Annotated in this window: 28 protein-coding genes; 7 read left to right on the top strand and 21 right to left on the bottom strand. The window is 72.1% G+C overall.

Translation table 11 applies throughout. The features are described from left to right. Positions 1–32: 32 nt before the first annotated feature. From ACWEIJ_RS14995 to ACWEIJ_RS14965, 7 genes are all read right to left on the bottom strand, one after another. Positions 33–2552 carry a cation-translocating P-type ATPase gene (locus ACWEIJ_RS14995; protein ID WP_449837723.1) on the bottom strand — a complete coding sequence of 840 codons (2520 nt, stop codon included), beginning with the start codon at positions 2550–2552 and terminating at the stop codon, positions 33–35. Then, a complete protein-coding gene (locus ACWEIJ_RS14990) occupies positions 2533–2928 on the bottom strand; it encodes a CBS domain-containing protein (protein ID WP_449837722.1) in 396 nt (131 codons plus the stop codon). The genes ACWEIJ_RS14995 and ACWEIJ_RS14990 overlap by 20 nt, the downstream gene beginning before the upstream one ends. Continuing rightward, positions 2925–3377: a universal stress protein gene (locus ACWEIJ_RS14985; protein WP_449837721.1), complete on the bottom strand. Its 453-nt coding sequence runs from the start codon at positions 3375–3377 to the stop codon at positions 2925–2927. Before ACWEIJ_RS14985 ends, ACWEIJ_RS14990 begins: the two co-directional genes overlap by 4 nt. Before the next feature lie 13 nt (positions 3378–3390). Beyond that, positions 3391–5970 (bottom strand): bifunctional acetate--CoA ligase family protein/GNAT family N-acetyltransferase, encoded by a 2580-nt coding sequence (locus ACWEIJ_RS14980; RefSeq protein WP_449837720.1) that lies wholly within the window; start codon positions 5968–5970, stop codon positions 3391–3393. Then, a complete protein-coding gene (locus tag ACWEIJ_RS14975; protein ID WP_449837719.1) occupies positions 5967–6401 on the bottom strand; it encodes a universal stress protein in 435 nt (144 codons plus the stop codon). The genes ACWEIJ_RS14980 and ACWEIJ_RS14975 overlap by 4 nt, the downstream gene beginning before the upstream one ends. Before the next feature lie 78 nt (positions 6402–6479). Then, entirely contained in the window at positions 6480–7676 is a 1197-nt protein-coding gene (locus ACWEIJ_RS14970; protein ID WP_449837718.1) for an MgtC/SapB family protein, read from the bottom strand. Positions 7677–7680: 4 nt separating this feature from the next. Further along, the gene (locus ACWEIJ_RS14965) at positions 7681–7878 is read right to left on the bottom strand and encodes a DUF1918 domain-containing protein (RefSeq protein ID WP_449837717.1); all 198 of its coding nucleotides are present in this window, start codon (positions 7876–7878) and stop codon (positions 7681–7683) included. A gap of 147 nt (positions 7879–8025) precedes the next feature. Here ACWEIJ_RS14965 and ACWEIJ_RS14960 point away from each other — a divergent pair, with 147 nt between their 5' ends. Further along, on the top strand, positions 8026–8469 hold the full coding sequence (locus ACWEIJ_RS14960; RefSeq protein WP_449837716.1) for a universal stress protein: 444 nt from the start codon (positions 8026–8028) through the stop codon (positions 8467–8469). A gap of 216 nt (positions 8470–8685) precedes the next feature. Here ACWEIJ_RS14960 and ACWEIJ_RS14955 read toward each other — a convergent pair whose 3' ends face one another. Then, entirely contained in the window at positions 8686–9372 is a 687-nt protein-coding gene (locus ACWEIJ_RS14955) for a hypothetical protein (RefSeq protein WP_449837715.1), read from the bottom strand. 158 nt (positions 9373–9530) lie between these two features. Between ACWEIJ_RS14955 and ACWEIJ_RS14950 the strand changes: the two genes are divergently transcribed. Next, entirely contained in the window at positions 9531–10187 is a 657-nt protein-coding gene (locus ACWEIJ_RS14950) for a response regulator (protein WP_449837714.1), read from the top strand. A gap of 2 nt (positions 10188–10189) precedes the next feature. Here the strand turns inward: ACWEIJ_RS14950 and ACWEIJ_RS14945 are convergent, their stop codons facing one another. Then, positions 10190–11854, bottom strand: coding sequence for a GAF domain-containing protein (locus tag ACWEIJ_RS14945; protein ID WP_449837713.1), 1665 nt, complete (start codon positions 11852–11854; stop codon positions 10190–10192). Between the two features lie 140 nt (positions 11855–11994). Here ACWEIJ_RS14945 and ACWEIJ_RS14940 point away from each other — a divergent pair, with 140 nt between their 5' ends. The 3 genes from ACWEIJ_RS14940 to ACWEIJ_RS14930 are packed head-to-tail and all read left to right on the top strand — an operon-like array spanning position 11995 to position 16450. After that, positions 11995–12993 carry an Acg family FMN-binding oxidoreductase gene (locus tag ACWEIJ_RS14940; protein ID WP_449837712.1) on the top strand — a complete coding sequence of 333 codons (999 nt, stop codon included), beginning with the start codon at positions 11995–11997 and terminating at the stop codon, positions 12991–12993. Between the two features lie 47 nt (positions 12994–13040). Beyond that, the gene (locus tag ACWEIJ_RS14935; protein ID WP_449837711.1) at positions 13041–15362 is read left to right on the top strand and encodes a phosphoketolase family protein; all 2322 of its coding nucleotides are present in this window, start codon (positions 13041–13043) and stop codon (positions 15360–15362) included. After that, positions 15359–16450 carry an acetate/propionate family kinase gene (locus ACWEIJ_RS14930; RefSeq protein ID WP_449837710.1) on the top strand — a complete coding sequence of 364 codons (1092 nt, stop codon included), beginning with the start codon at positions 15359–15361 and terminating at the stop codon, positions 16448–16450. The genes ACWEIJ_RS14935 and ACWEIJ_RS14930 overlap by 4 nt, the downstream gene beginning before the upstream one ends. Here the strand turns inward: ACWEIJ_RS14930 and ACWEIJ_RS14925 are convergent. Continuing rightward, positions 16369–17208 carry a helix-turn-helix transcriptional regulator gene (locus ACWEIJ_RS14925; protein ID WP_449837709.1) on the bottom strand — a complete coding sequence of 280 codons (840 nt, stop codon included), beginning with the start codon at positions 17206–17208 and terminating at the stop codon, positions 16369–16371. The two genes, ACWEIJ_RS14930 and ACWEIJ_RS14925, sit on opposite strands and share 82 nt — an antisense overlap. Positions 17209–17294: 86 nt before the next feature. On the opposite strand from ACWEIJ_RS14925, the gene ACWEIJ_RS14920 reads away from it, so the two are divergent. Then, positions 17295–18071 (top strand): SDR family NAD(P)-dependent oxidoreductase, encoded by a 777-nt coding sequence (locus ACWEIJ_RS14920; RefSeq protein ID WP_449837708.1) that lies wholly within the window; start codon positions 17295–17297, stop codon positions 18069–18071. A gap of 198 nt (positions 18072–18269) precedes the next feature. Continuing rightward, on the top strand, positions 18270–19259 hold the full coding sequence (locus ACWEIJ_RS14915) for an anti-sigma factor RsbA family regulatory protein (protein ID WP_449837707.1): 990 nt from the start codon (positions 18270–18272) through the stop codon (positions 19257–19259). Here ACWEIJ_RS14915 and hypB read toward each other — a convergent pair. From hypB to ACWEIJ_RS14860, 11 genes are all read right to left on the bottom strand, one after another. Next, positions 19256–19927 (bottom strand): hydrogenase nickel incorporation protein HypB, encoded by a 672-nt coding sequence (gene hypB / locus ACWEIJ_RS14910; protein ID WP_449837706.1) that lies wholly within the window; start codon positions 19925–19927, stop codon positions 19256–19258. The two genes, ACWEIJ_RS14915 and hypB, sit on opposite strands and share 4 nt — an antisense overlap. After that, positions 19897–20262, bottom strand: coding sequence for a hydrogenase maturation nickel metallochaperone HypA/HybF (locus ACWEIJ_RS14905; RefSeq protein ID WP_449837705.1), 366 nt, complete (start codon positions 20260–20262; stop codon positions 19897–19899). The genes hypB and ACWEIJ_RS14905 overlap by 31 nt, the downstream gene beginning before the upstream one ends. After that, the gene (gene hypE / locus ACWEIJ_RS14900; protein ID WP_449837704.1) at positions 20263–21345 is read right to left on the bottom strand and encodes a hydrogenase expression/formation protein HypE; all 1083 of its coding nucleotides are present in this window, start codon (positions 21343–21345) and stop codon (positions 20263–20265) included. It abuts the gene before it with no gap. After that, the gene (hypD, locus tag ACWEIJ_RS14895) at positions 21345–22457 is read right to left on the bottom strand and encodes a hydrogenase formation protein HypD (protein ID WP_449837703.1); all 1113 of its coding nucleotides are present in this window, start codon (positions 22455–22457) and stop codon (positions 21345–21347) included. The genes hypE and hypD overlap by 1 nt, the downstream gene beginning before the upstream one ends. Before the next feature lie 11 nt (positions 22458–22468). Next, the gene (locus ACWEIJ_RS14890) at positions 22469–22741 is read right to left on the bottom strand and encodes a HypC/HybG/HupF family hydrogenase formation chaperone (RefSeq protein ID WP_449837702.1); all 273 of its coding nucleotides are present in this window, start codon (positions 22739–22741) and stop codon (positions 22469–22471) included. A gap of 3 nt (positions 22742–22744) precedes the next feature. After that, positions 22745–23215, bottom strand: a complete 471-nt coding sequence (locus tag ACWEIJ_RS14885) for a hydrogenase maturation protease (protein ID WP_449837701.1) — start codon at positions 23213–23215, stop codon at positions 22745–22747. Beyond that, positions 23212–24414, bottom strand: a complete 1203-nt coding sequence (locus ACWEIJ_RS14880) for a hypothetical protein (protein ID WP_449837700.1) — start codon at positions 24412–24414, stop codon at positions 23212–23214. The genes ACWEIJ_RS14885 and ACWEIJ_RS14880 overlap by 4 nt, the downstream gene beginning before the upstream one ends. 133 nt (positions 24415–24547) lie before the next feature. Beyond that, positions 24548–25180, bottom strand: coding sequence for a D-sedoheptulose-7-phosphate isomerase (locus ACWEIJ_RS14875; RefSeq protein ID WP_449837699.1), 633 nt, complete (start codon positions 25178–25180; stop codon positions 24548–24550). Further along, the gene (locus ACWEIJ_RS14870; protein ID WP_449837698.1) at positions 25177–25389 is read right to left on the bottom strand and encodes a HypC/HybG/HupF family hydrogenase formation chaperone; all 213 of its coding nucleotides are present in this window, start codon (positions 25387–25389) and stop codon (positions 25177–25179) included. The genes ACWEIJ_RS14875 and ACWEIJ_RS14870 overlap by 4 nt, the downstream gene beginning before the upstream one ends. Then, positions 25386–25904 (bottom strand): D-sedoheptulose-7-phosphate isomerase, encoded by a 519-nt coding sequence (locus ACWEIJ_RS14865; protein ID WP_449837697.1) that lies wholly within the window; start codon positions 25902–25904, stop codon positions 25386–25388. Before ACWEIJ_RS14865 ends, ACWEIJ_RS14870 begins: the two co-directional genes overlap by 4 nt. Before the next feature lie 191 nt (positions 25905–26095). Then, positions 26096–26602: a helix-turn-helix domain-containing protein gene (locus ACWEIJ_RS14860; protein ID WP_449837696.1), complete on the bottom strand. Its 507-nt coding sequence runs from the start codon at positions 26600–26602 to the stop codon at positions 26096–26098. Between the last annotated feature and the right edge of the window lie 106 nt (positions 26603–26708).

Below are 26708 nucleotides of genomic sequence, written 5' to 3'. Positions count from 1 at the left end.
GGACCTTCGTCGCCTACCGCATGAGCCGGTGGTCAGTTCGTGTGGCGTTGCCGCCACTTCTCCAGCTCCACCAGGACGTACGCCAACGCGCTCAGCACCAGGACGACCACCCACGGTTGCCACGGCAGCGGCGCGGTGTGGAACAGCGCGTTCATGAACGGCGCGTACGTCAGCAGGAGCTGCAGGCCCGCGGTGAGCGCGACGCCGGCCAGCAGCCACCGGTTGCGGCCGAGTCCGACGTGCGGCCTCAGGTTCTCCAGCGACCGGCAGTTGACCAGGTAGGCGATCTGCGCGCCGACGAACACGTTGACCGCGACCGTGCGCGCGACCTCCAGCGACGCGCCTGCCGCGAGCTGCCAGCGGAACGCGCCGAACGAGCAGGCCAGCAGGATCGCCGACACGAACACGATCCGCCCCACCAGCCGCCGGGTCAGCAGCGGCAGGGACGGCGGCAGCGGCGGGCGCTTCATCACGTCCGGCTCGCGCGGCTCGAACGCCAGCGTGAGGCCCAGGGCGACCGCGGTGGTCATGTTGATCCACAGGATCTGCACCGGCAGGATCGGCAGCGCCGCGCCGAGCAGGATCGCGGTGAGGATCACCAGGCCCTCGGCCATGTTGGTGGGCAGCGTCCAGATGATGAACTTGCGCAGGTTGTCGAAGACCGCGCGGCCTTCCTCCACGGCGGCGCGGATCGAGGCGAAGTTGTCGTCGGTCAGCACCATGTCCGCCGCCTGCTTGGCGACCTCGGTGCCGCCGCGGCCCATCGCCACACCGATGTCCGCGCGCCGCAACGCCGGAGCGTCGTTCACGCCGTCACCGGTCATGGCGACGACCTGGCCGTCGGCCTGAATCGCTTTGACGAGCCGGAGTTTCTCCTCGGGCGCGACGCGGGCGTGCACGTCGGCGATGCCGAACTCCGCGGCGATCGTGCGCGCGGTGGCCGGGTGGTCGCCGGTGATCATCTTGACCTCGATGCCCGCGGCCTGGCACGCCCGCACGGCCTCGACCGCCTCCGGGCGCGCCGGGTCGTGCATCCCGACGAAGCCCAGCAGTTCCACCTCGCCGCGCAACGCCTCCTCGGTCAGCTCGACGCCGGAGGCCCGGCCGAGCGCCAGCACGCGCAGGCCGGTGGCCGCGAGATCCTCGGCTTCCTGGCTGTGGCCGAGCCCGCACAGGCCCAGAACCCGTTCGACCGCGCCCTTCACGTAAACGACGCCGTCGGCGTGCAGGGTGGCCATGAACCGGCGTTCCGAGCTGAACGGCAGCACGTCCACCCGTTCCGGCACCTCGTCCAGCCCGGCCTTGCGGGCGGCCACGACCAGCGCGGCCTCGGTGGGGTCACCGACCGGCAGCCAGCGTTCGCCGTGCCGGACGATCCGCGCGTCGTTGCACGCCAGTCCCGCGAGCAGACATTCACGCGCCGCCGGACCGATCGAAGGCGTGAAGGTTCCGGTTGGCGCGTAACCGATTCCGGACACCTCATGGCGCACGCCGCCGGCCACGACCGCGGTGACGGTCATGGCGTTCGCGGTGAGCGTGCCGGTCTTGTCGGTGCAGATCACCGTGGTGCTGCCCAGCGTCTCCACGGCGGGCAGGCGGCGGATGATCGCGTTGCGGCGCGCCATGCGCGCGACGCCGATCGCGAGCGTCACCGTGACCGCCGCCGGAAGGCCCTCGGGGATCGCGCCGACCGCCAGCGCGACCGCCGCGGTGACCATCTCGACCAGCGGTTCGCCGCGCAGCACGCCCACGACCACGCTGAACACCGCGAGCCCGAGGATCACCACCGTCAGCACCTGGCTGAAGCGGGCGAGCTTGCGGGTCAACGGGGTCTGCACCGCCTCGGTGGTGCTCACCAGCCGGTGCACGCGCCCGATCTCGGTGTCCGAGCCGGTGGCGACCACGACGCCGCGGCCGCCTCCCGCGGTCACCAACGTCCCGGAGTAGGCCATGTTCGCGCGGTCGGCGAGCGACGTGTCGGACGGCAGCGACACCGGGTCCTTGGCCACCGGCACGGACTCGCCGGTCAGCGCGGACTCGTCGACGCGCAGCTCGCCGGCGGCGACGAGCCGCAGATCGGCGCCGACCTGGTCGCCCGCCTCCAGCAGCACGACGTCGCCCGGCACGAGCCCTGCCGACGGCACCCGTGCCGCCACACCGTCGCGCACCACGGTGACCTCGGTGCGCACCATGGACACCAGCGCGTCCAGCGCCCGTTCGGCGCGGGCCTCCTGGACGAACCCGATGACGGCGTTGATCACGACGACGCCGAACACCACGGAGGCGTCGACGACCTCGCCGAGCACCGCCGTGACGGTCGCGGCCGCGAGCAGGACGTAGATCAACGGGTGGTGCAGCTGGCCGAGCAGCCGCACCACCCAGCCCGGTCCGCGCCGGACAGGCAGCTCGTTCGGGCCGAGCTCGGCCAGACGACGCCGCCACTGCGCGGTGGACAGGCCGGTGTGCTGATCGGTCTCCGCGATCAGCACCACCTCCGCCACCGGCAGCCCGTGGTGGGCGACGTCCTCGCGGTCAGCCGTGCTCAGCGGCATGACCCACCCGCAGGTGCGGGTCGTCGTGGCTGACGGCCCGCAGCACGTCGAGCCGCGTGACCACGCCGATCACCTGGCGGTCGTCCAGCACCGGCACGCAGATCACCTCGTAGCGGGTCATCGCGTCGAGCAGGGACGCCACGTCGAACTCCGGTCCGACCGTGAGCACCGGTTGCGTCATCACCCGCTCGACCTTGGGCAGCTCGTCCGCACCGCGCCGGCAGGCCGTCTTGGTGACCACGCCGAGGAAGACGCCCTCGTCGACGACGGGCAGCATCGTCCACCCGAAGTCGTCCATCAGCCCCTCGGCGTGCCGGGCGAAGTCGCGCGGCCCCACGGTCACCAGCGGCCGGGTCAGCAGTTCACGGGTCTTCACGACGACGCCTCCGCCGGCTCGCGGTCGGTCACCGGGATCACGACGATCGGGGCGTGCGCGTGCCGGACGACGTGCATGCTGGTCGAGCCGAGCACCACCTGCCGGATGCGGTGGTCGGTGTGCGAGGCGACGACCAGCATCGCGGCACCCTCCGACGCGGCCTCCAGCACCGCGGCGGCGTCACCGCGCAGGCTGCGCCGCTCGATCTCCGGCAGCTCGGCCCGGCCCCGCGCGGCCCGCTGCAGCGCGTCCTCGACCAGCTGCTCCGACGCGGCGATCTCGCGCTGCGCCGACGTCTCCGCCCAGTCCACCAGTGCCTCGTACTGCCAGGCGTTGACCACGTGCACCGGGCACCCGCGCACGATCGCCTCGTCCAGGGCCCACGCCAGCGCGCGGTCGGACGCCGGTGTCCCGTCGACACCCACCACGATCGGATCTGCCTTGTTCATCGCTCTCTCCTTGTCAGCTGGTCCTCAGTCGGCGCAGGAACGGGTCGGTCTCGTGCGCCGGTGCGATCCGCACGCGGGCGTCGACGACCAGGCATCCGGTTCCGGTCACCACGAGCGGGTTGATGTCGAGCTCGACGATCTCGGGCAGCGCTCTCGCGAGCTCCGCCACGCGCAGCAGGACGTCGCGCACCGCCACGGCGTCCGCCTCGGCGAGCACCCGTCCGGCGGCGCGGAAGCCGTGCACCAGGTCATCGGCGTCCGATGTGGACAGTGGGGCGAGCGCGGCCGCCCGGTCGTCGATCACGTCGGTGTCGACGCCGCCGAGGCCGGTGACCACGAGCGGCCCGAACCTCTCGTCGGTCGCGATGCCCACCAGCAGCTCCCGGCCGCGAGCCGCCATCGGCTGCACGAACACCCCGCGCAGCCGGTCGCCGAAGCGGTCCTGGAACGCGCGGAACGCCTCCGCCACCGCACCGGCGTCACCGAGGCCGAGCTCGACGCCACCGCCCTTGCTCTTGTGCGGCAGGTCGTCGGCCACGGCTTTGAGGGCGACCGGCACGTCGTAGGCGCGCTGGGCGGCGACCGCGTGCTCCTCGGTCGTGACCAGCGTTCCGCCGAGCACCGGCAGCCCGAAGGCCTTGAGCAACAACACCGTCTCGTCCGGGGTGAGCCAGCCCTCTGCCCGTCGCGCGACGACGCGCCGTGCCGCGTCGAGGTCGATCCCGGTCAGCTGCGGGAACTCCGACGGCCGGGCCAGCCACTCCGCGCGCTCCACGAGCCGGGCGAGCGCCGCGGCGGCCCGTGCCGGTTCGGCGTAGCAGGGAATCGCTCCGCCGAGCCGTTCGGTCTGTCCGGTGCGGACCGCGAGGACCGGCTTGTCCGGGAACGGGTGCACGCCGCCGGTCGGGTCGCCGAGCGCGGTCGGCACGGTCATGGTGATCACGGCGTCGACGGCCGGGTCCGCGGCGATGACGTCGAGGCAGCGGCCGAAGTCCTGCTCGTCCACCACGGCGGTCGTGTCCACGGGGTTGCCGCTGCTGGCCGTGGCCGGCAGCAGTGTGCTCAACGCACGCACGGTGTCGGCGGACAGCTCCGCCATGCGCAGGCCCTCGCGGACGCACGCGTCCGCCGCCAGCACGCCGAGCCCGCCCGCGTTGCTCAGCACGGCGACCGACCTGCCCCGCGGCAACGGCTGCCCGCTCAACGCCATCAGCACGTCCGTCAGCTCCGGCACGCTGTTCACCGCGATCACGCCGGCCTGGCGGAACAACGCGTCCCGGACGACCGACGGCGTCGCGGTCGAGGCGGTGTGCGAGGCCGCGGCCCGCTGACCCGCCTCGCTGGTGGCCGACCGGATCGCGAGGACGGGCTTGTGCCGGGCCACCTGGCGGGCCAGCCGGGCGAACTTGCGCGGGTTGCCGAAGGACTCCAGGTACAGCACCGCGAACCGGGTGCCGGGATCCTGGCTCCACCACATCAGCAGGTCGTTGCCGCTGATGTCGAGCTTGTCGCCGGTGGAGACCAGGGTCGACAGGCCGAGGCCCAGCCGCCGCAGCTCCTCCTGCACGGCGATCGCGACGCCGCCGGACTGGGTGACCAGGCCGATGTCGCCCGCCAGCGCGGCGTGCGCGGAGAAGGTGGCGTTCATCCGCACGTCGGGCGAACTCGTCGACACGCCAAGACAGTTGGGGCCGACGAGGCGCATGCCGTGCGCGCGAACGGCGTTGCGCAGCGCGGTGGGCTCCACGCCGGACGAGATCACGACCAGGGCGCGCACGCCTCGGCGTCCGCACGCTTCGGCGACCGCGGGGACCGCCTTCGCCGGCACGCACAGCACAGCGAGCTCCGGCGCCTCTGGCAGCTCCTCGACCGACGCGCAGCAGTCGACGCCGGCCACCGACTTCGCGTGCGGGTTCACCGCGTACAGGTCACCGGTGAAGCCGCCCTCCGCCAGGTTCCGCAGCACCGCGTGGCCCACCGAGCTCGGCGACCGGCCCGCGCCCACCACCGCGATCGAGCCCGGTCGCAGCACGTGGGTCAGGCTCGCGACGTCGGCGATCGACTCGCGCCGGCTGACCGCGTCGAGGTAGCGGTCGCCGGGCTCCAGCAGCAGCTCGACGTACATGACCTCGCCGTCGGGCACGATGCCGGTCACGAAGCCCATGTCGGTGAACACGCGCAGCATGCGGCCGTTGATCGTGAGCACCTCGGCGGTGAACCTCCGCACTCCCCTGCCGCGCGCCAGGGAGGCGAGGTGTTCCAGCAGCAGCGTGCCGAGGCCGTGGGTCTGCTCGGCGTGCGACACGACGAGCGCCACCTCGGCGAAGTCGGTGTCGCGCACGATCACGTAGCTGGCCGCGCCGAGCAACCGGTCGCCGCGGAACGCGCCCAGCACCACGTGCTCCGGCGCGTCCGGCGACACCATGCGTCCGACGAAGTCCTCCAGCTGCCGCGGTGAGGTGCTGAAGAACCTCAGGTAGCGGTCCTCGACCGGCAGCGACCGGTGCAGGTCCAGCAGTGCGGGGACGTCCTCGGGGCCCAGTTCGCGCACGGTGACCGCGGACCCGTCGGTGAGCAGCGCGACGGCGTTCATCGGACCACGACCACCGGGCAGGAGGCGTGGTGCACGCAGTAGGAGCTGACCGAGCCGAGGATCGCTCCCACGATCGTGCCGTGGCCGCGGTTGCCGACCACGAGCAACTCGGCCTCCTGCGACGCCTCGACGAGCACGTCCCTCGGGTCGCCCTCGACCAGGACGGGACGGATGTCCACGCCGTCGAAGCCCTCGACCGCCGCGTCGAGTGCCTTGCGCGCCACGGCTTCCAGCTCCTGCGGCGGCATCGACATCATGACCTCGGCCGGCAGCGGACCGATCATCACGCCGTAGTCCGGGTGCCACGCCGAGACCGCGTCGACCCGGCACCCGCGCCGCCGCGCGTCCTCCACGGCCCATCGCAGTGCCGCCCGCGCGGCGGGTGATCCGTCCACGCCGACCACGACGGGCCGGGATTCCTTCTCGCTCATGCACTTCAGCCTTCCGGCCCGCGGCGGGCGGGGTGAGTGGCCGCGGTCCCGCACCCCTCGGGACCTTCGTCCCCGCTGCTACCAGGCCATGCCCACCGCCACCGCCACGACCGCGGGCGCCAGCCGGCCCGCGAGCTTCAGCGCGAACCGGGGTCCGCCCGCCACCGTCGCGAGGACGAGCTTCACGACGGTGTTCGTCGCCAACGCCGCTCCACACGCGAGCACCGCCGTGTGCACGGAAATCGCCTGCGGCGCAAGGGAAGCGGCGGCGATCGCGGCCGCGTGGGCGTCGGCCAGCCCGCCCAGCGCGCCGGCCGCGACCACGCCCCCGCCACCCAGCCAGTCCGCCGCGGCGCGGGTGACGACTAGGAACAGCACCAGGATCGCGGCCAGCGACAACGCCGCCTTGAGCGACATCGGTCTGCTCGTGGCGGGTTCCGCCTCGACCGCCTCGGTGCGCCACACCAGCCACGCCACCTCCACCAGCAGGACGGCCGCGCCCGCGCCGGCCGCGGGCAGCAGCCTCAGCGCGACCGATGGACTCGCGATCGCCGTCACGGCGACGATCTGCACCAGCGTGGCGAGGTTCACCGCCACCGCACCGGGAAACGCCGCCGCGCCAACGGTCCGGTACTTGCGCGCCATCACGGCGGTCGTCGCCGATCCGGACACGAACCCGCCGGCGAACCCGGTGACCAGCAGCCCCCAGCGCTCCCCGAACGCCCGTGCCGCAACGTATCCGGCCCAGCCGATCACCGTCACCGCGATGACGAGCCACCACACGCGCGCAGGGTTGAGCACCCCGTACGGGCCGAGCGGCCGGTTGGGCAGCAACGGCAGCACGACGAACGCCACCACGAACAGGACCATCGCGTCACGCACGTCCTGGTCGCTCACCACCTTGCGGGCGAACCGGTGCAGCGGCCGTTTGGCGGCCAGGAGCACGGCCGCCGCGACCCCGACCGGAACCGCGAGCTCCGGCCGGTGCCACGCGAACGCGCCCAGCAGGAACGTCGCGATGGCGGCGATCTCGGTGGTGCCGCCGGGTTCTTCGGTGCGCAGGTACCAGGCGATCACGAGCGCGCCCACCGCCGCGAACGCGACGCCCAGCGCGACCGGCGACACCGCCGCGCTCACCGCACCCGCGAGGGCGATCAGCGGGAACGTCCGCGAGCCCGCGGGACCGGCGGCGTTGTCGTGCTCCCGTTCCACGCCCAGCAGCAGACCGATCGCGAGCGCCGTCGCGAGGTGGCCGAGTGCGACAGCGGTGTCCACCGGGTCAGCTCGCGCGCAGCCGTGCCGCTTCGTCCTCGGCCGTGACGAGGTGCACGTCCGGGCCGGGGAACACCAGTGCCTCGTGCTCGGTGTCGAGCCATCGCACCACGTACGGCGGACCGCCGTCCTCGTGTCTGATGCCCGTTATCAGCCCACGCCGTCCGCCGGGATCAACCAGCCAGTCGCCCGCCTTCGCCTTCATGGCGCCCTCCATCCGATCTGTGCGAACGAGGGTTCGCCACGCGCGGACGCGTCAGCAGTGCGGATGGGCTCGCCCGGCTCGTGACGTTGGTCCCTGCCAGCACGTCCGCCCGCGCGGTCACGCTCGTGGTGAGTGATGGGAGCAATCATGAGGACACCTGTGATCCTGGTCGGCGTCGACGGTTCGCCGGAGTCGCGCGCGGCGCTGCGGTGGGCGATGGAGGAAGCGGCGCACCGGGGCGCTCGGGTGGAGGCGGTGCTCGCCCACCACCGGGAACCGGCGATCGTGCCGGCCGTGCCGATGGGGCTCAACCCGTACGGCGAGATGCCGCACCGGCACCCGGCGCGCGAGCTGCACCACGCCCTGGAGCAGGCGCGGGCCGCGACGCCGGGCGCGCCGGACGTCGCCGAGTGCGTGGTCGTGGGTGACGCGGCCGACCACCTGACCGATGCTTCGAAGCACGCCGAGCTGCTGGTGATCGGCTCGCGCGGGCGCGGGGCCGTGCGGGAGTTCCTGGCGCACGGCGTGACCGCGAAGTGCCTGCGTCATGCGGCATGCCCGGTCGTGGTGGTTCCGCCGGACTGGTCGTGACGTCGCGCGCACGCGCGGCAGGGCCTCTTCCGCGCGTGCCGCCACCAGGCCGGTCATGACGTGGCAGGGCTCCTTCCGCGTGTGCTTCCGCCGGGCCGGTCAAGACGTCGCGCGCACGCGCGGCAGAGCCCCTTCCACGCGTGCGGCCGCCGAGTCGGTCAAGACGCCGCACCCACGCGCGGCAAACCCCCTCCGCACGGGCGGCCACCGGGCCGGTCAGGACGTCCCGCACACGCGCGGCAGAGCCCCTTCCACGCGTGCGGCCGCAGCGCCCACGATCGCCAGGGCCTGCGGGAACCCGGCCAGGCCGTGCCGTTCGATCAGGCCCGCCCGCCACTCGGGCCGGTGCACGACGTGCACGACCGGCCGGACCGCCACCCCGGCGCTGCGCCCGGCCAGCACGGCGGCCTGCAGTGCCGCGCCGCCCCGCACGTGGTCGGGACGGCGGTCGCCGGTGGTGAGGACGACGAGCTCGTGGTCGGCGAGGGCGCGCAGTTCCGTGCCTGCCCAGTGGTCGGCACGGCGGAGTTCGTAGGCGGCGCCGGCACCGGACGCCTCGGCGAGCCTGATCGCCCGGTGCAGGTCCAGGTCCAGCGGGTCCGGTGGCTGGCGGCGGTCCGCGCGCACGACGGCGAGCAGGCTTGGGCTCGCCGGGTCGGTCGGGAACACGACGCGCGGGTGCCACCCGGCCTGCCGGACGGCGAGCACGACGTGTTCGAGTGCGGCGCCGCACGAGAGCAGCCGGTCGAAGCCGAGCGGGTCGTGCGCCGAACGGTGTCCCGCCGCGAAGAGGTACGCCGAGCGGCCGTGCAGCTCCAGCACCCACGGGCGGTCCGCGCTGTACACGGGTGCCTGACCTGCGGCGTCGATGATCTCGGCGGCCTCTGCTGGGTTCCATCGCATCCTCCGACGATTCGCCGCGACCGGCCGCGCGGACAGAGCGGACCTGCCGCGGCCGCGGAGGACCCTGGAATCCCGGCGACAGGGACTTAGGACCCTGTGTGCGCGAGGTCCGGTTGGGAGATCGTGATCTCGCAACGTCGGAGAAGAGGTGGTTGGCAGTGGTGTCGCGAGTCTTCCTGGTGGACGACCACGAGGTCGTCCGGGTCGGGATCAGGGAACTGCTCAGCGCCTCCCCCGACCTGGAGGTCGTCGGCGAGGCGTCCTCGGTGACCGAGGCGCTCACGATGGTCCCGGCGACCAACCCGGACGTGGCCGTGCTCGACGTGCGACTGCCTGACGGCAACGGCATCGAGCTGTGCCGCGAACTGCGGTCGCGGCTGCCCGAGCTGCAGGTGCTGATGCTCACGTCGTTCACCGACGACGAGGCGCTGTTCGACGCGATCATGGCCGGCGCGTCCGGTTTCGTGCTCAAGCGCATCCTCGGCACGGACCTCACGACCGCGGTGAAGACCGTCGCGGCCGGACAGTCCCTTTTGGACGCGCGCTCCACCGCCGCGCTGCTCAACCGGATCCGCCGGGAACGCGAGCAGGGCGACCCGGTCCGCGCGCTGACCGAGCAGGAGCGGACCGTGTTCGAGTACATCGGCGACGGCCTGACCAACCGCCAGATCGCGGAGAAGATGTTCCTCGCCGAGAAGACCGTGAAGAACTACGTCTCCCACCTGCTCGCCAAGCTCGGCCTCGAACGCCGCACCCAGGCCGCCGTGCTGTCCTCACAGCTGCGCAAGCCGGCCCACGACAACGAGACCGGCTGACCCTAGCCCAGCGGCACCCGCCACGTGACCCGCGTGCCGCCACCGGGCTCGTCCGCGACCGTCAGCGCGCCGTGCAACGACGCCGCCCGCTGCTCCAGGTTGCGCAACCCGCTGCGGGCGACCTCGGGCGGCATGCCCAGTCCGTTGTCGACCATCGAGATGATCAACGCGTCCCCCGCCTCGACGGTGAGCGTCAGCTCGGTCGCGCGGGCGTGGCGCAGCGCGTTGGTGACGGTCTCGCGCACCACGGCCTCGGCGTGCTCGCCGATGTGGTCGGGCACGAGGCTGTCGATGGTGCCCGACATCCGGATCGCCGGGCTCACCTCGGCGTTCTCGGTGATCTCCGCGACGATGTCGAGCAGTCTGCGCCGCAGGCCCGTGTCACCGGAGTCGGCCTGCAGGTCGAAGATCGACGTGCGGATCTCCAGCACGGTCTGGTCGAGCTGGTTGACCGCCTTCGTCACCCTTCTGCGGGCCTCCGGGTGGTTCACCCACGTCAGCGCGCCCTGCAGGCTCATCCCGGTGGCGAAGAGCCGCTGGATCACGTGGTCGTGCAGGTCGCGGGCGATCCGGTCGCGGTCCTCCAGCACGTCGACCATGCGCCTGGCCTGCTGGTTCTCCGCGAACTCGATCGCGACCACGGCCTGGTCGGCGAACGAGGCCAGCAACGGCATCAGGTCCGCGCCGAACGGTGCGGCGTCCTTCTCCCGCACCGCGAGCAGCACGCCCGTCACCGCCGTGCCGGCGCGCAGTGGCAGCACCACCGCGGCACCGGACAGGTCGCCGAGGCTTCCGTCCACGTCCTCCAGCAACGCGGGCGCGCCCGTCTCCAGCACCTGCGCGAGGAGCGGCTCGTCCACGGCGAAGTGCTCGGGAGTCGCGTCGCCGCCCGCCCACGCCGCCCTGCGCAGCCCTTCGCGCTCGCGCAGCAGCACCACCGCCCAGGACGCCGACGCGAGCTCGACGGCCCGCTGGGCGATGAGCTGCAGCGCGTCCTGCGCCGTCGCACCGGCGAGGAGCTGGGCGTTGATCTCGGCGGTCGCCTCCAGCCACCGCTCGCGCATCCGCGACCGTTCGAACAGCCTCGCGTTCTCCACCGCCACGCCGGCCGCGGCGGCCAGCGCCGCCAGCACGACCTCGTCGTCCGGGGTGAAGTCGCCGCCGTCGGTCTTCTCCGTCATGTAGAGGTTGCCGAACACCTCGTCGCGCACCCGCACGGGCACGCCGAGGAAGCTGTGCATCGGCGGGTGGTTCGGCGGGAAGCCGACCGACGCGGCGTGCTCGCTCAGGTCGTGCAGCCGGATCGCCCTCGGCTCCCTGATGAGCAGCCCGAGCAGGCCCTTGCCCTCGGGCAGATGCCCCATGTGCGCGCGGGTCTCGGGATCGATGCCGACGTAGACGAACTGCGAGAGGTTGTGCCGCGAGCCGAGCACACCCAGCGCGCCGTAGCGGGCTCCCACCAGCTCCACGGCCGCCTGCACGATGCGTTGCAGGGTGGAGTCCAGCTCCAGACCGGCGCCGACGGCGAGCACCGCGTCGAGCAGGCTCTGCATCTTGTCCCTGGTCGACCCGATCTCGGCCAGCCGCTCGCGCATCTCGTCGAGCAGCTCGTCGAGCCGCAGCCCGCCCAGCAGGCTCCGCGAAGGTGTCTCGTCAGGTCCGGCCACCGATCAAGCCTTTCACGAGTGCCGTGCGGCGCCAAGCGGTCCCGGCCAGGTCGGGACCTTCGACGCTGGGACCACCCGGTCGTGGCGCGAACAGTGATGGGACAACACGTTCGACCAGGTGACACGACGAGGTGAAGGACATGGCTCAGGTGATGGCGGCGCTGGGGCTGACGCCCGACCAGATCGAACGGGCGCTCACGACCGCGTCACTCGCGCCCTCCGTCCACAACACGCAGCCGTGGCGGTTCCGCGTCCGCCAGGACCGGATCGAGCTGCACCCGGACCCGTCCCGCAAGCTCGCCGCGACCGACCCCGAGGACCGCGAGCTGCGGCTGTCCTGCGGTGCCGCGCTCTACAACCTGCGCCTCGCGCTGCAGGACCTCGGCGTGCGGCCGCTGGTCACGGTGCTGCCCGGGCACGACGCGCCCGGCGCGCTCGCGGTGGTGCGCCGCGGCGGCACGCTCAAGATCGACGACGAGCACCGCGCGCTGCTGCGGGCCGTGCCGCACCGGCGCACCAACCGCAGGCCGTTCCTCGAAGCGACCGTCGACCCCCGGCAGCGGCACGCGCTGGTCCGGGCGGCCGAGCTGGAACGTTCGTGGCTGCACGTCGTCACCACGCGCGAGGACCGGGCCCGGCTCAAGAAGTTCGTGCAGCAGGCGCACGAGATCCAGCTCGGCGACGAGGGCGTGCAGGCCGAGCTCGCGGCGTTCACCGGCCACCGTCCAGGCGCGACCGACGGCGTGCCTCCCGCGTCCGCGGGCGTGCGGCCGGCGATGCAGGACGAGTGGGTGTTCCGCGACTTCCAGGGCCCGGAACGCCGGCCGGGCAAGGACTACGAGTCCGACCCGCTCGTCGTGGTCCTCTGCTCGTTCTACGACGGCCCGCTCGGCGATCTGCAGGCGGGCCAGGCGATGCAGCGCGTCCTGCTCACGGCGACCACGCACGGCCTGTCCGCGTCGTTCCTGTCCCAGCCGGTCGAGGTGCGCCGCGTCCGCGAGGACCTGCGGCGCGCGCTCGGCGGCCTGCTCGTGCCGCAGACCGTGCTGCGCCTGGGGTTCAGCACCCCGGTTCCGCCCACACCACGCCGTTCCGTCGCCGAGCTGCTGATCGAGTCCGGCGAGCACGCGCCCTGCTGACGCCGACCGGCCTCAGGAGAAGGCCGGCACCGACGAGGAGGAAACCCTTGACCACCGACCTGGAGCTGGTCGACGCGTACTGGCGGGCCGCCAACTACCTGTCGGCGGGCCAGATCTACCTGATGGACAACCCGCTGCTGACCGAACCGCTCACGCCGGCGCACATCAAGCCGAGGCTGCTCGGCCACTGGGGCACCACACCGGGCCTCAACTTCGTCTACGCGCACCTCAACCGGGTCATCCGGGAGCGCGACCTCGACGTGCTGTTCGTGACCGGACCCGGTCACGGCGGACCCGCGCTGCTGGCCAACACGTGGCTGGAGGGCACCTACAGCGAGACCTACCCGGACGTGCCGCGCGACGCCGGCGGCATGCGCCGGCTGTTCCGGCAGTTCTCCTTCCCCGGCGGCGTGCCCAGCCACGTGGCGCCCGAGGTGCCGGGATCGATCCACGAGGGCGGCGAGCTGGGCTACTCGCTGGCGCACGCGTTCGGCGCGGCGTTCGACAACCCCGGCCTGATCGTGGCCTGCGTGGTCGGTGACGGCGAGGCGGAGACCGGACCGCTCGCGACCAGCTGGCACGCCGGCAAGTTCCTCAACCCGCGCACCGACGGCGCGGTGCTGCCGATCCTGCACCTCAACGGCTACAAGATCGCCAACCCGAGCCTGCTGTCGCGGATCCCGCACGACGAGCTGGACGCGTTGCTGCGCGGCTACGGCTACGCCCCCTTCTACGTCGAGGGCGACGAACCGAAGGTGATGCACGCGCGCATGGCCGAAGTGCTCGACCAGGTCGTGGACGAGATCCACCGGATCAAGGACACCCGGGACCGGCCGCGGTGGCCGATGATCGTGCTGCGCAGCCCGAAGGGCTGGACCGGTCCGTCCGAAGTGGATGGAGTACCGGTCGAGAACACCTGGCGCGCCCACCAGGTCCCGCTGGCCGGCGTGCGGGACAACCCGGAGCACCTGCGGCTGCTGGAGTCCTGGCTGCGCAGCTACCGGCCGGACGAGCTCTTCGACGCCGACGGCGCACCCCGTCCGGAACTCTCCGCGCTCGTCCCGGACGGCACCCGCCGGATGGGCGCGACACCGCACGCCAACGGCGGACTGCTGGTGCGGGAGCTGAAGATGCCGGACATTCGCGAGCACGCCGCCGAGGTCGTCAAGCACGGCACCACGCACTCAGAACCGACCAGAGTGCTCGGCCGGATGCTGCGCGACGTCGTGAGCCTCAACGCCGGCGCACGCGACTTCCGGATCTTCGGACCGGACGAGACCGCCTCGAACCGGCTCGACGCGGTGTACGAGGTGACCGCAAAGCAGTGGCAGGCCGAGACGTTGCCGGTCGACGAGCACCTCCAGGCCGACGGCCGGGTCGTCGAGGTGCTGTCCGAGCACCTGTGCCAGGGCATGCTGGAGGGCTACCTGCTCACCGGCAGGCACGGGCTGTTCAACTGCTACGAGGCGTTCATCCACATCGTCGACTCGATGTTCAACCAGCACGCCAAGTGGCTCAAGACCAGCAGGCGGCTGGAGTGGCGCCGGCCGGTCCCGTCGCTGAACTACCTGCTCAGCTCGCACGTGTGGCGGCAGGACCACAACGGGTTCTCGCACCAGGACCCCGGCTTCATCGACCACGTGATGAACAAGAAGGCCGAGGTCGTCCGCGTCTACCTGCCGCCGGACACGAACACGCTGCTGTCGGTGGCGGACCACTGCCTGCGCAGCAGGGACTACGTCAACGTCGTCGTGGCGGGCAAGAACGAGACCCCGGACTGGCTCTCCGCCGACGAGGCCGCCCTGCATTGTGCGCGTGGCGCGGGCATCTGGGAGTGGGCGAGCAACGACGAGGACGACCCCGACGTCGTGCTGGCCTGCGCGGGCGACGCGCCGACCGTCGAGGTGCTCGCCGCGACCGGCCTGCTGCGCGAACACCTGCCGTCGCTGCGGGTGCGGGTGGTCAACGTCGTCGACCTGATGCGGCTGCAGCCCGACACCGAGCACCCGCACGGCATGCCGGACCGCGAGTTCGACGCGCTGTTCACCACCGACAAGCCGGTGATCTTCGCCTACCACGGCTACCCGTGGCTGATCCACCGCCTGACCTACCGCCGCGCCAACCACCGCAACCTGCACGTCCGCGGCTACAAGGAGGAAGGCACGACCACCACGCCGTTCGACATGCTCGTGCTCAACGACATGGACCGCTACCGGCTGGTGATCGACGTCGTCGACCGCGTACCCGGCCTGGGCCAGAAGGCGGCCCGGCTGCGGCAGCTCATGCAGGACCAGCGGGCTCGCCACCACGCGTGGATCCGCGAGCACGGCGAGGACCTGCCCGAGGTCCGCGACTGGACCTGGCAGTGACGCTCTCCGGGAACGTGCTCGTGGTGAACGCGGGCTCCTCCAGCCTGAAGCTGCGCGTGCTCGGCGAGGACGACACCGTCCTCGCCGAGCGGCACGTGGAACGCTGGTCGGGAGAAGTCCAGCCGCTGAAGGACTTCATCGCCACCGCGCCGGAGGTCCACGCGGCCGGGCACCGGGTCGTGCACGGCGGATCCGCCTTCACCGGCGCCACCGTGCTCGACGACGAGGTGGTCGGGCGCATCGACGCCCTCACCGCGCTGGCCCCGCTGCACCAGCCCCGTGCGCTCGCGGGCATCGCCGCGGCCCGGGAGCTGCTGCCGGGCGTGCCCCAGGTCGCCTGCTTCGACACCGCGTTCCACATCACGATGCCGCCGGCCGCCACGACCTACGCCGTGCCCGAGGCGTGGCGGCGGAAGTGGGACCTGCGCAGGTACGGGTTCCACGGCCTCTCCCACGCCTACGCCTCCCGCCGCGCCTGCGAGCTGGCCGGCCGTCCCGGTGCCCGCGTGGTGAGCTGCCACCTCGGTTCCGGCGCCTCGCTCGCGGCCGTCGCGAATGGACGGTCGGTCGACACCACGATGGGCTTCACCCCGCTGGCGGGCCTGGTGATGGCCACCCGCAGCGGTGACGTCGACCCCGGCCTGCTGGTGTGGCTGCAACGCGCCGGGCTCGGGCTCGACGAACTGGAGGACGGCCTGGAACACCACTCGGGGCTCGCCGGGCTGTCGGGCGTGGGCGGCGACCTGCGGGACGTGCGCCGGGCAGCCGAGCAGGGCGAGGAACGCGCCGCTCTCGCGCTGCGGGTGTACGTGCACCGGCTGCGCCAGGGCATCGCCGCCATGGCCGCCTCGCTCGGCGGGATCGACCTGCTCGTGTTCACCGGCGGTGTGGGCGAGCACGACGCCGCGCTCAGAGCGGACACCGTCAGCGGCTTGGAGTTCCTCCGGATCGAGCAGGTCCTGGTCGTCGAGGCGCGTGAGGACGTGGAGATCGCCGCACGGACACGTCAGGCGTCGAGCGCGGCCGTGCCGAGCACGTTGAGCAGTGCCAAGGCCTCCGCGTCGGAAGAGCCCGGCGGCGCGCTGTAGAGCACGAGGTGCTGGTCGCGATCGTCGATCATCAGCGTGTCGCAGGTGACGGTGACGTTCCCGACCGCCGGGTGGCGGAACGTCTTGGTGAGCATCGGCGCGACCTGCACGTCGTGCCGCTCCCACAGCCGGGCGAAGTGCGGACTCCCGGCGCGGAGCTCGTCCACGAGGCCGCTCACCTCGGGATCGGCCGGGTACCGCGCCAGGGTGGCGCGCAGCTGCCGGACGACGTGGTGCCGGAACTCGGCCGCGTCGGAGATCCCGTACGGCGGCGCGCTCTCCGACCCGAGGAACGCCTTGCGCGCGAGGTTGCGGTCCTTCGGCGTGAGCCGCCCGAAGTCCTCCAGCAACGCCGCCGCGAGGTCGTTCCACGCCAGCACCTCGAACGCGGCGGAGATGACGATGGCCGCGGTCTGCGGCAAACGTTCGAGCAGCGCGAGGATGCTCGGGCGGACGTCGCGGCGGTGCAGCCGGACGCGGGTGGGCGCGGTGCCGGCGAGGACGTGCAGGTGGTCGGTCTCGGCCTCGGTGAGCCGCAACGCGCCCGCGATCCCGGCGAGCACCTCCCCCGAGGGGCGCGGTGCCCTGCCCTGCTCCAGCCGCACGTAGTACTCCGTGGAGATGTGCGCGAGGACCGCGGCCTCCTCCCGGCGCAGCCCCGGTGTGCGGCGGCGCGGTCCGGACGGGAGGCCGACGTCCTCCGGCCGGAGTCGTTCGCGACGACTGCGGAGGAACGCGCCGAGCTCCTGCTTGTTCATACCCCGAGTGTGCCCGCGGCGGGACCGCGGATCCTGGTACCGCCTGTACCTGAATCCGATCCGCGAACCGGGCCGAAGCTGGGGCCATGACCAACAACACCAGCCCCATCGGCCTGCTGACCGGCAAGGTCGTGTTCGTCACCGGTGCCAGCCGAGGCATCGGCGCGGCCGCGGCCAGGCTCTTCGCCGCCGAAGGGGCCGCCGTCGTCCTCGCCTCCCGCGGCACCGAGGCCCTCGGCCACGTCGTCGCGGACATCCGCGACAAGGGCGGTGTCGCCGACGCCGTCGCCCTGGACCTGGCCGACCGCGCGAGCGTCCGCGCCGCCGTGGACCGCGTCGGCGAGCTGCACGGACGGCTCGACGGCGCCTTCAACAACGGCGCGGTCATCCAGGAGCCCGGCCCGCTCGACACCACCAGCGACGCCGACATCGACCGGCAGTTCGAGGTGAACTTCCGCGCCCACTGGACCGCGATGACCGCCGAGGCCGCGCTCATGCGCCGGCACGGCGGCGGGGCGATCGTCAACACCTCCAGCATCGGCAGCCGCCGCGCGAACCCGGCACTGCCCGCCTACGGTGCCATGAAGCGCGCCCTCAACAGCATCACCGAGACCGCGGCCGTCACCTGGGCCCGCGAGGGCATCCGGGTCAACGGCATCACGCCCGGCGGCACCGCCACGAAGATGATCGACGACTGGGAAGCCGCCACCCCCGGCATCGTCGAGCACATCAACGCGGCGTCCCCGGTCGGACGCATGGCCGAGCCACGTGAGGTCGCGGAGGTGGCGGCGTGGTTGCTCAGCGACCGAGCGTCGATGGTGACCGGCGCGATCGTGCCGGTCGACGGCGGTGCCGGCGCCTGAATTCGAAGCCGTCCGGCATTTCCTCACCGGCGCATTTCCACGCCGCACGGAAATTGCGGGACACAAGTGTCCGGTGCTCCACAATTGTCCGTCCACGCAGGTCAGAGGTACGGCCGGCCCGGCCACAAATGGGAGTTACCTCACCGTTGCAAGAACGTTAGGCTCCGAGTTCCGGCACGTCCGACCGAATTCTGGAGGGTGATCCCGCTGAGCCGCTCCGCGCAGCCGCGTTTCCTGCATCAGGGCTGCATCTACGGCAGTGACGCGGAGTTCCTCGCGATGGCCGTGCCGTTCGTGCTCGACGGACTGCACCGCGACGAACCCGTGCTGGTCGCCACGACCGCGGCGCACCGGGAGCTCCTGCGGGACGAGCTGGGACCGGACGCCGCGGTGGAGTACGCCGAGCCGGAGCACTTCGGCGTGCGCCCACCCCAGCGGGCCACCGCGCTGCACCGGTACTGGACCCGGCACCGGCGGGCCGAACCGGTGCGGGTCCTCGCCGAGCCGGAGTGGACCGGCCGGTCGGAGCGCGAGGTGTCCGCCTGGCAGCGGATGGAGGCTGCGCTCAACGTCGTGCTGGCCGACACCGGCATCTGGATGATCTGCCCGTACGACGAGAGGACCGCGAGCGCGGACGTCGTGGACGACGCCCGCCGCACCCATCCCGAGTGCGTGGTGGGGCACCGGGCCGAACCGTCCCGCGAGTTCGTGCGGCCGGAGGACTTCGCGCGGTCGCACGCGGAAGCACGTCCCGGCCCCGCGGACGAGCTCCACCGCTTCGAGGGCGACCTGGTCGCGGTCCGCAGGTACGTGCTCAGGGCGGCCTCGGCGTTGTTGTGGCGCAACGAGGACGCGGTGGGCATGTTCGGCATCGCCGCGGGTGAGGCGATCTCGTACCTGATGGCCCAGGGCGTCGGCCGGGCGGCGGTGTGGGTGCGCCGGGCGGCCGGGCGGGTGGTCTGCACGCTGCACAGCGACCAGCCGCTCGGCCACGTGCCGGCGTTCGTCGGCTACCGGCCGCCGGGCCTGGCGCGGGAGCCCGGTGACGGCCTGTGGCTCACCAACCAGATCTGCGAGTGGCTCGACGTCACCTCCGACGCGTCCGGGTGCACGATCGAGCTGGCCATGCCGTTCGGGACGGCCGATGAGCTGCGGAACGCGGAGAGCGCGCGGCTCGCGTTCGGTTAGCCCGCCCAGTCGCGCACCAGTGCCGTCCACTCGTCGACCCCAGTGCCTCGGGTGGCCGAAAGCCTCAGCAGGGTGGCGTGCGGGTTCACCCGGCCGAGGTTGCGGACGAACGCGTCCACCTCGAAGTCCAGGTGCGGCAACAGGTCGGTCTTGGTCAGCACGACGACGTCCGCGGCGGAGAACATGTGCGGGTACTTCAGCGGCTTGTCCTCGCCCTCGGTGACCGAGGCGAGCACCACGCGGTGCCGCTCGCCCAGGTCGAACAACGCCGGGCAGACCAGGTTGCCGACGTTCTCGACGAACACCACCGAACGCGCGGGCGGTGCCAGGTCCCGCAACGCGGCCGCCACCACGCCCGCGTCGAGGTGGCACCCGGTGCCGGTGTTCAGCTGGACCACCCGGCACCCGGCCGCGCGGATCCGGTCGGCGTCGCACGACGTCTCCTGGTCGCCCTCGACCACCGACACCACGGGATCACCGGCCAGGTCCGCGATCGTGCGTTCCAGCAGGGTCGTCTTGCCCGAGCCCGGTGAGCTCATCAGGTTCACCGCCACGACGTCCCGTTCCGCCAGCCACGCGCGGCTGACCGCGGCCAGGTCGTCGTTGCGGGCCAGCACGCGCTGCTCCAGCGCGACGGTCACGGTGGTACATCCGCAGGTCCCGCACATGCCGACACAACCTCCACTGACTTGATGCGAACGTCCTTGCCGGACAACACTTCCGCGTCGAAGCTCCGGCACGAGGGGCACGGCACGACGAGCCACTCGGCCTCGTGCTCCCCCGCGCAGGCGCGGCAGCGGAGGCGTCCGGCCGGTTCGGTGATCTCCAGCCGGGCGCCCTCGACGGTGGTGCCCTCGGCCACCAGGTCGAAGCAGAACCGCACCGCGTCCGCGACCACGCCGGACAACCGGCCGATCTCCAGCCGCACCACGGCGATCCTGCGGTCCCCCAGCCGTTCGGTGATCGCCGCGACGACCTCCTGGGTGATCGACACCTCGTGCACTCAGCAGATCCTCGGCAGCGGGTCCCCGACCAGCACGTCGCAGATCCTGGTGCCGCCGAACGCGGTCTTGAGCAGCACCAGGCCGGGCGGGTCGGCGGCGATCCGCCCGATGACCGACGCCTGCGCGCCGAGCGGGTGCCCGCGCAGCGCCTCCAGCGCCCGATCCGCCGCCGCCGGGTCGACCACGGCGACGAACCGGCCCTCGCAGGCCACGTGCAGCGGGTCGATGCCGAGCAGCTCCGCCGCGCCCCGCACCTGCGGCCGCACCGGGACCGCGTCCTCGTCCACGACCACGGCGACACCGGCCGAGCCGGCGATCTCGTTCAGCACGGTCGCGACACCGCCGCGGGTGGCGTCGCGCATGATCCGCACGCCGGGCGCGGCCTGCAGCAGCGCGTTCACGATGTCGTGCAACGGCGCGGTGTCCGAGACCAGGCCCTCCGCCTCGATGCCGAGATCGTCGCGCGCGAGCATGATCGTGACGCCGTGGTCGCCGACCGGTCCGGACACGAGCACCGCGTCACCCGGCCGCACCCGGGACATCCCGAGATCCCGGTCGTGCTGGATCACGCCCACCCCGGCGGTGTTGAGGTAGCAGCCGTCGCCCTTGCCGCGTTGCACGACCTTGGTGTCCCCGGTGACGACCTGGATGCCCGCGGCGTCGGCGGCCGCCCGCATCGAGCCGGTGATCCGCACCAGGTCGGCGACCGGGAAGCCCTCCTCCAGGATGAACCCGGCGGTCAGGTAGAGCGGCCGGGCCCCGGACACGGCCAGGTCGTTCACCGTGCCGTTGACGGCGAGGTCGCCGATGTCACCGCCGGGGAAGAACAACGGCGTCACCACGAACGAGTCCGTGGTCAGCGCGAGCCGCGAGCAGCCGATCTCCAGCTCGGCCGCGTCGCCGAGCGGTTCGAGGCGCGGGTTGCGGAACGCCTCCAGGAAGACCGCGTCGACCAGCGTCCTGGTCGCCTTGCCACCGGCCCCGTGCGCGAGGGTGATCCGCTTCTCCTTCACCTGAGCACGTCGGCGGCGGGCGCGTTCGATGCGGTCCAGCACCTGCTGTTCCTTCTCCGAGGTGCCCATCAGACGCTCACTTCCCTGCTGAACCGGCCGAAGTTGTAGTACGCGGCGCATGCGCCCTCCGGGGACACCATGCAGGTGCCGATCGGCGTCTCCGGCGTGCAGGCGGTGCCGAAGACCTTGCACTCCCACGGTTTCAGCACCCCTTTGAGCACCTCGCCGCACTGGCACGCCTTCGGGTCCGCCACCCGCACGCCCGGCAGGTCGAACAGCCGCTCGGCGTCGAAGCGGGCGTACTCCTCGCGCAGCCGAAGGGCCGAGTGCGAGATGAACCCGAGCCCGCGCCACTCGAAGAACGGGCGCGGCTCCATCACCTCGGTGATCACCCGGAGCGCGGTCGGATTCCCCTGCCACGGCACGACTCTGGCGTACTGGTTCTCGACCTCGGCACGGCCGTCGCGCACCTGGAGCATGAGCCGGTGGATCGACTGCAGCACGTCCAGCGGCTCGAACCCCGCCACCACCAGCGGTTTGCCGTAGTCCCGTGCGATGAACCGGTACGGCTCGCACCCGATCACCGTCGACACGTGACCGGGCCCCAGGAACCCGTCGAGCCGCTGGTCCGGCGAGTCCAGGATCGCCTTGATCGCAGGGAGGATCGTGACGTGGTTGCAGAAGACGCTGAAGTTCTCCAGGCCTTCCCTCGCCGCCCGCAGCACGGTCATCGCGGTCGACGGGGCCGTGGTCTCGAACCCGATGGCCATGAACACGACCCGCTCGTCCGGCCGCTGCCGGGCGATCTTCAACGCGTCGAGCGGCGAGTAGACCATGCGGATGTTGGTGCCCTCGGCGTTGGAGTCGAAGAAGTTCCCACCGCTGCCGGGCACGCGCATCATGTCGCCGAACGACGTCATCAGCACGTCCGGTTGCCGCGCGATGTGGATGGCGTCGTCGATCCGTCCCATCGGGATCACGCAGACCGGGCAGCCCGGACCGTGCACGAGCGTGATGTTCTCCGGCAGGTGGTCCTCGATGCCGTGCTTGTAGATGGTGTGCGTGTGGCCGCCGCAGACCTCCATGAACTTGTACTCGCGACCGGGCTCGCACAGGCCGGCGATCTCCTTCGCCAGTGCCCTGGCCTTGGCCACGTCCCGGAACTCGTCGACGAACCGCACGTTTGCACCGCCTAGTCGAGGTGGGAGTCGCGAAGGGCGTCCAGCTCGTCCTGGTAGGCCTTGCCCAGCGTCTCCAGGAACTCCAGGGCCGACCGGGCCTCCTCCTCGTCGATCTTCGCCAGCGCGAACCCGACGTGGATCAGCACCCAGTCGCCCACGCGCACGCCCTCGTCCTGCAGGAGCCCGATGTTGATGGTCCGGCGGACACCGTTGACGTCCACCTTCGCGAGGTCCTGGTGCCCGGTCAGGACTTCGACGACTTCGCCGGGAATGCCGAGGCACACGGGTCACCTGCCGTGGTTCGCGACGAGGTCGACCACCGCGCCCGCCGCCGTGCCGACCGCGCGCTCGACCGCGGGGCTGAGGCCCATCCCGTGGTCGAGCACCCCGGGTTCGCACCCGACGAGCACCACCCGGCGCGGTGCCTCGCCGAGCCACGCCAGCAGGTTCAGCACCACGTCGGGCTGCATCCCGTGGGCGTCGAGGCACGGCGTCCGCTCCGTCTTCGCCGTGTCCAGCTCGATCACGTGCACGGTGCCCGCCTCGTCCCCGCGGGCGGTGGCGTCGACGAGGACGGTGAGCTCGTAGTCCGCGTCCGCGAGGTCGTAGGCGAGGTGCAGGCCGCGCACACCGTAGTCCACGACCTTCACCCACTCCGGCAGCTCGACGCCCGCCAGCCTCCTGACCACCTCGACACCGAAGCCGTCGTCGGAGAGGAAGATGTTGCCGATGCCCGCCACCAGCACCCTCGCCGTCACAGGGGTTCGACCTCGTCCGGGGTGAAGTACCGGTACAGCCCGCACTCCGCGAGCAGGTCGGCGGCGTCGTCGTCCTCCAGGGTCACCGCGAGATGTGTCCTGCCGTCCACATCGGACAGCACGTCGCGGACGACGGCGGTCCGGTCGTGCAGGAACATGTCCTGGGCGTCGGCGTTGCGAGATGGCCGCAGACGCACCCTGGCACCCTTGCCGATGGCCGTCCGCATGGTGCCGTGCAACGCCTCCAGTGACGCCGCCGGCAACCCCTCCACCCGGTCCAGCAGGTCCGCGACCTTCGCATCGGTCGCCCGGACCTGCCGCTTCTCCTCCTCGGTCAGCGTCATGGTCCGCAACGTCAGCAGCTCGTCGATCTCCGTGCCGTCGAACAGGTCCCCGTGACTCTGCGCGGCGACCTCCGGGTGGTCGTACAGGATGATCGGCGCGCACAACACGGTGTCCGCCCGCCCCGGCGCCCCCACCAGCACCGGCCAGGTCCGCTCGTTCCGGCACCCGGCGGTGGCGGCGGCAGCCCAGTCCGGCGGGTCGACCAGCGACAGGAACTCGCCACCCGTGACCGAAAGCAACGTGTGCGCCGACAGCAACGCGTACCGCAGCGCCGCATTCCGCTGAGCGCGAGGCTGTTCCCAGCCGGAGGTGTTCCGCACGTGCACGGTGAGCCGCATCAGCCCGGGCGGCACGAAGTCCGTCCGCAACGTCACAGACCCGGTCAACGCACACCGCCGACGGACCAGCCGCGCCCCGGCACCGACCACCTCGACGTCCTCGCCACCGTCCACCGAGAACGGCAGCTCCGCACCGGACCCCAGCAGCTCCCCCACCGCCAGCACGACGTCGACCTCGCGCTCCACCGCCTCGTCCCACGACGTGTACTCGCGCCCGGACGCGGTCACCGACGGCACCGCCCGGAAGCCGTCCCCGTCGGCCACCTCGGCGACTCGTTCCTGCAGCTGCAGGAACCGCAACCGCACGTGCAGCACCGCGCCGGGACTCGGCACGAGGAGCAGCTCGGCCCGCGAGTCCGGGTGCTCCCCGCCGAGCGTGAACTCCGGTGGCATCAGCACGCCCCACTGCCAGCGCAACCGGTTCTTCTGGGCGGACGCGCGGTAGGGGTAGAGCAGGTAGCCCTCGTACAGGACGGCGTCGGCGATCGCCTTGGCCAGCTCCATGGTGCGGGTCATCGCGCCTCCAGGGCGGCCACCGCCGGCTCGCACGACACAGCGTCCGCGATCGCCCTCGCCAGCTCCACAGCGGCCACTCCCAGCTCGCCCAACCCGGCACCCCCGACCGTCTCCGCCAACCCCGCCGCCCACCTCACCGCGCCCCCACAGCAGCCACCGTCAGCTCCCACAGCACGTGGTAGAGCGTCGTCTGCACCTCCTGGATCCGGTGCACCGAAGGCGACGGCACGACGAACAGGTGGTCGATGTCGCGCGACCCGGCCATCCTGCCGCCGTCACCGCCCGCGAAGCCGACGGTGAGCAGGCCGCGCCGCCGCGCCTCGGCGAACGCCGGTGGCAGGTTGGTGGAGCTGCCGCTGGTCGACAGGCCCACCGCGATGTCGCCGGCCCGGCCGAACGTCGCCACCTGGCGGGAGAACACCACGTCGAAGCCGATGTCGTTGGAGAGCGCGGTGATCACCGCGATGTCGTTGGTGAGGCCGATGGCGGGCAGCGGGGACGGCGCGCCGACGAACAGGCTCGCGAGGTCCTGGGCGTCGGTCGAGCTGCCGCCGTTGCCGAACGCCAGCAGCCTGCCGCCGTGCGCGAACCGCTCGGCCATCGCCTGCGCGCAGGCCGCCAGGCGGCCGCCTTCGGTGCTGAACACCCGCTCCCGCAACGCGATCGCGTCCCTGATCTTCTCCCGCGTGGACTCCGCGACCTGTGCCAGCAGGGTGTCCACATCGGACGGACGTCTGGACAGGAACGGGTAGAGGGCCTCGGTCATTCCGACATCACCGCGATCGCCTCGCCGGCGTGCAGCAGCACGACGTCGCCCACCCCGGCGGTGACCAGGGCGACGCTGACCTCCTGGAAGCGGCCGTCCTCCGCCCACACGATCGCCATGTCCTCGTCGAGCAGGCGCACCACGGTGCCGGGCGCGGCCACGTCGGAGCACGTCACGCAGATGTCCTCACGGCACTTGTCGGGGTTCACGCCATCGCCTCCAGGAACACGTGGGTCAGCTCCCACAGCAGGTGATAGGCGGTGACGTGGATCTCCTTGACCACCAGCGGATCGGAGGAGCGCACGACCAGCACGTGGTCGGCCACCAACCCACCGTCCCCTCCGGACAGCGCGATCGTGAGCATGCCGAGCTCACGCGCGACCTCCAGGCCCCGCACCACGTTCGGGCACGAGCCGTCCGCGGCGAGGCCCAGCGCGATGTCGCCCGGCGCGCCGAGGCAGCGCAGGGAGTGCGCGAACGTCTCGGCGAAGCCGGCGCGGGCGGCCACACCGGTGAGGGTGGCGACGTCGGCGGCGAGCGAGAGGGCGGGCAGGGCGCGTTTGCCGACGATCACGGGGTGGACGAACTCCACCGCGACGTGCTGGGCGTCGGTGCTCGGGCCGCCGTTGCCGAAGACGACGAGCTTTCCTCCCGCGCGGAACCGCTCGGCCGTCCGGTGGCAGATGCGAGCGATCTCCTCGGCGTCGCCGGCGAGATCAGCCAAAGGGACCGTGCGACTTCGTGACAATTCGTTGAAGCGGTCGGCACGATCTGTAGTCGAAGCTTTTGGCACGAGCCCTTCTTCACCTTGGAAACTGTTTTTCACAGCGGCGTGAGGTTTACTTCACGACCACCGCGCGGCGCAAGAGCCGGTTGTTCCGGGCGGCCGTGAAATACGTGAACCGGATTCGACGATCAGCGAAACGGCATGTCGCCGAACCGCTCCTGCACCCGCCGCAGCTCGCGCAGCCGGGGCTCGGTCTCGCCGCCGGCCCAGCGGCTCACGGTCTTGACCGACACACCGAGCTGGCGCGCGGCCGCCTCCCTGGTGACGCCCTCTCTGCGCAGCGCCTCGGTGATCCACTCGGCGAAGCTGGACGGCACCGCACCGGACAACTCTGATCTGGTCGAAGCCGACTCGTTTGGGTGCACTCCATCCGGGTGAACCACGGACGGCAGCACGTCGAACTCGACCCGGTCGGGATACGTCCGGCAGGAAACCTGGATCTTGCCGCCCGGACCGGCCGCGGCCAGCAGGACGTCCATGATCGTCTTGCTCAGCTCGCGGTGATCGGCGTCCGGCAACGGCCCGTCCGGCAGGCACCTGCGGATGAAGTCCTGTATTTCCGGCACGGAGGAAGGCCGTGCCGCGAACGCCCTGGTGAGCACGACGACGGGGAAGATCTCGATCGACTCGGCCACCCAAACCGTCCCTTTCGCCGCGCCCGCGACAGCATTGTCCGCCCCATTGACAGTTCAGTCTTGCGACAGGTTGCGGGAAAGGTCTAGCGTTGCGGCTCCCGACCGC

The sequence above is a fragment of the Lentzea sp. NPDC004789 genome (assembly GCF_053601075.1).
Note: the sequence above shows the minus strand (reverse complement) of the source record. Positions and strands in the feature narration are given on the sequence as shown.

Excerpts from the sequence above, each read along its gene's own strand:
- ACWEIJ_RS14975 (WP_449837719.1), bottom strand. The coding sequence starts at position 6,401 with ATGAGCGAGAAGGAATCCCGGCCCGTCGTGGTCGGCGTGGACGGATCA.
- ACWEIJ_RS14920 (WP_449837708.1), top strand. The coding sequence starts at position 17,295 with ATGACCAACAACACCAGCCCCATCGGCCTGCTGACCGGCAAGGTCGTG.
- ACWEIJ_RS14960 (WP_449837716.1), top strand. The coding sequence starts at position 8,026 with ATGAGGACACCTGTGATCCTGGTCGGCGTCGACGGTTCGCCGGAGTCG.
- ACWEIJ_RS14875 (WP_449837699.1), bottom strand. The coding sequence starts at position 25,180 with ATGACCGAGGCCCTCTACCCGTTCCTGTCCAGACGTCCGTCCGATGTG.
- ACWEIJ_RS14985 (WP_449837721.1), bottom strand. The coding sequence starts at position 3,377 with ATGAACAAGGCAGATCCGATCGTGGTGGGTGTCGACGGGACACCGGCG.
- ACWEIJ_RS14980 (WP_449837720.1), bottom strand. The coding sequence starts at position 5,970 with ATGAACGCCGTCGCGCTGCTCACCGACGGGTCCGCGGTCACCGTGCGC.
- hypE (WP_449837704.1), bottom strand. The coding sequence starts at position 21,345 with ATGGGCACCTCGGAGAAGGAACAGCAGGTGCTGGACCGCATCGAACGC.
- ACWEIJ_RS14940 (WP_449837712.1), top strand. The coding sequence starts at position 11,995 with ATGGCTCAGGTGATGGCGGCGCTGGGGCTGACGCCCGACCAGATCGAA.
- ACWEIJ_RS14880 (WP_449837700.1), bottom strand. The coding sequence starts at position 24,414 with ATGACCCGCACCATGGAGCTGGCCAAGGCGATCGCCGACGCCGTCCTG.
- ACWEIJ_RS14955 (WP_449837715.1), bottom strand. The coding sequence starts at position 9,372 with ATGCGATGGAACCCAGCAGAGGCCGCCGAGATCATCGACGCCGCAGGT.
- ACWEIJ_RS14925 (WP_449837709.1), bottom strand. The coding sequence starts at position 17,208 with ATGAACAAGCAGGAGCTCGGCGCGTTCCTCCGCAGTCGTCGCGAACGA.
- hypB (WP_449837706.1), bottom strand. The coding sequence starts at position 19,927 with ATGTGCGGGACCTGCGGATGTACCACCGTGACCGTCGCGCTGGAGCAG.
- ACWEIJ_RS14965 (WP_449837717.1), bottom strand. The coding sequence starts at position 7,878 with ATGAAGGCGAAGGCGGGCGACTGGCTGGTTGATCCCGGCGGACGGCGT.
- ACWEIJ_RS14995 (WP_449837723.1), bottom strand. The coding sequence starts at position 2,552 with ATGCCGCTGAGCACGGCTGACCGCGAGGACGTCGCCCACCACGGGCTG.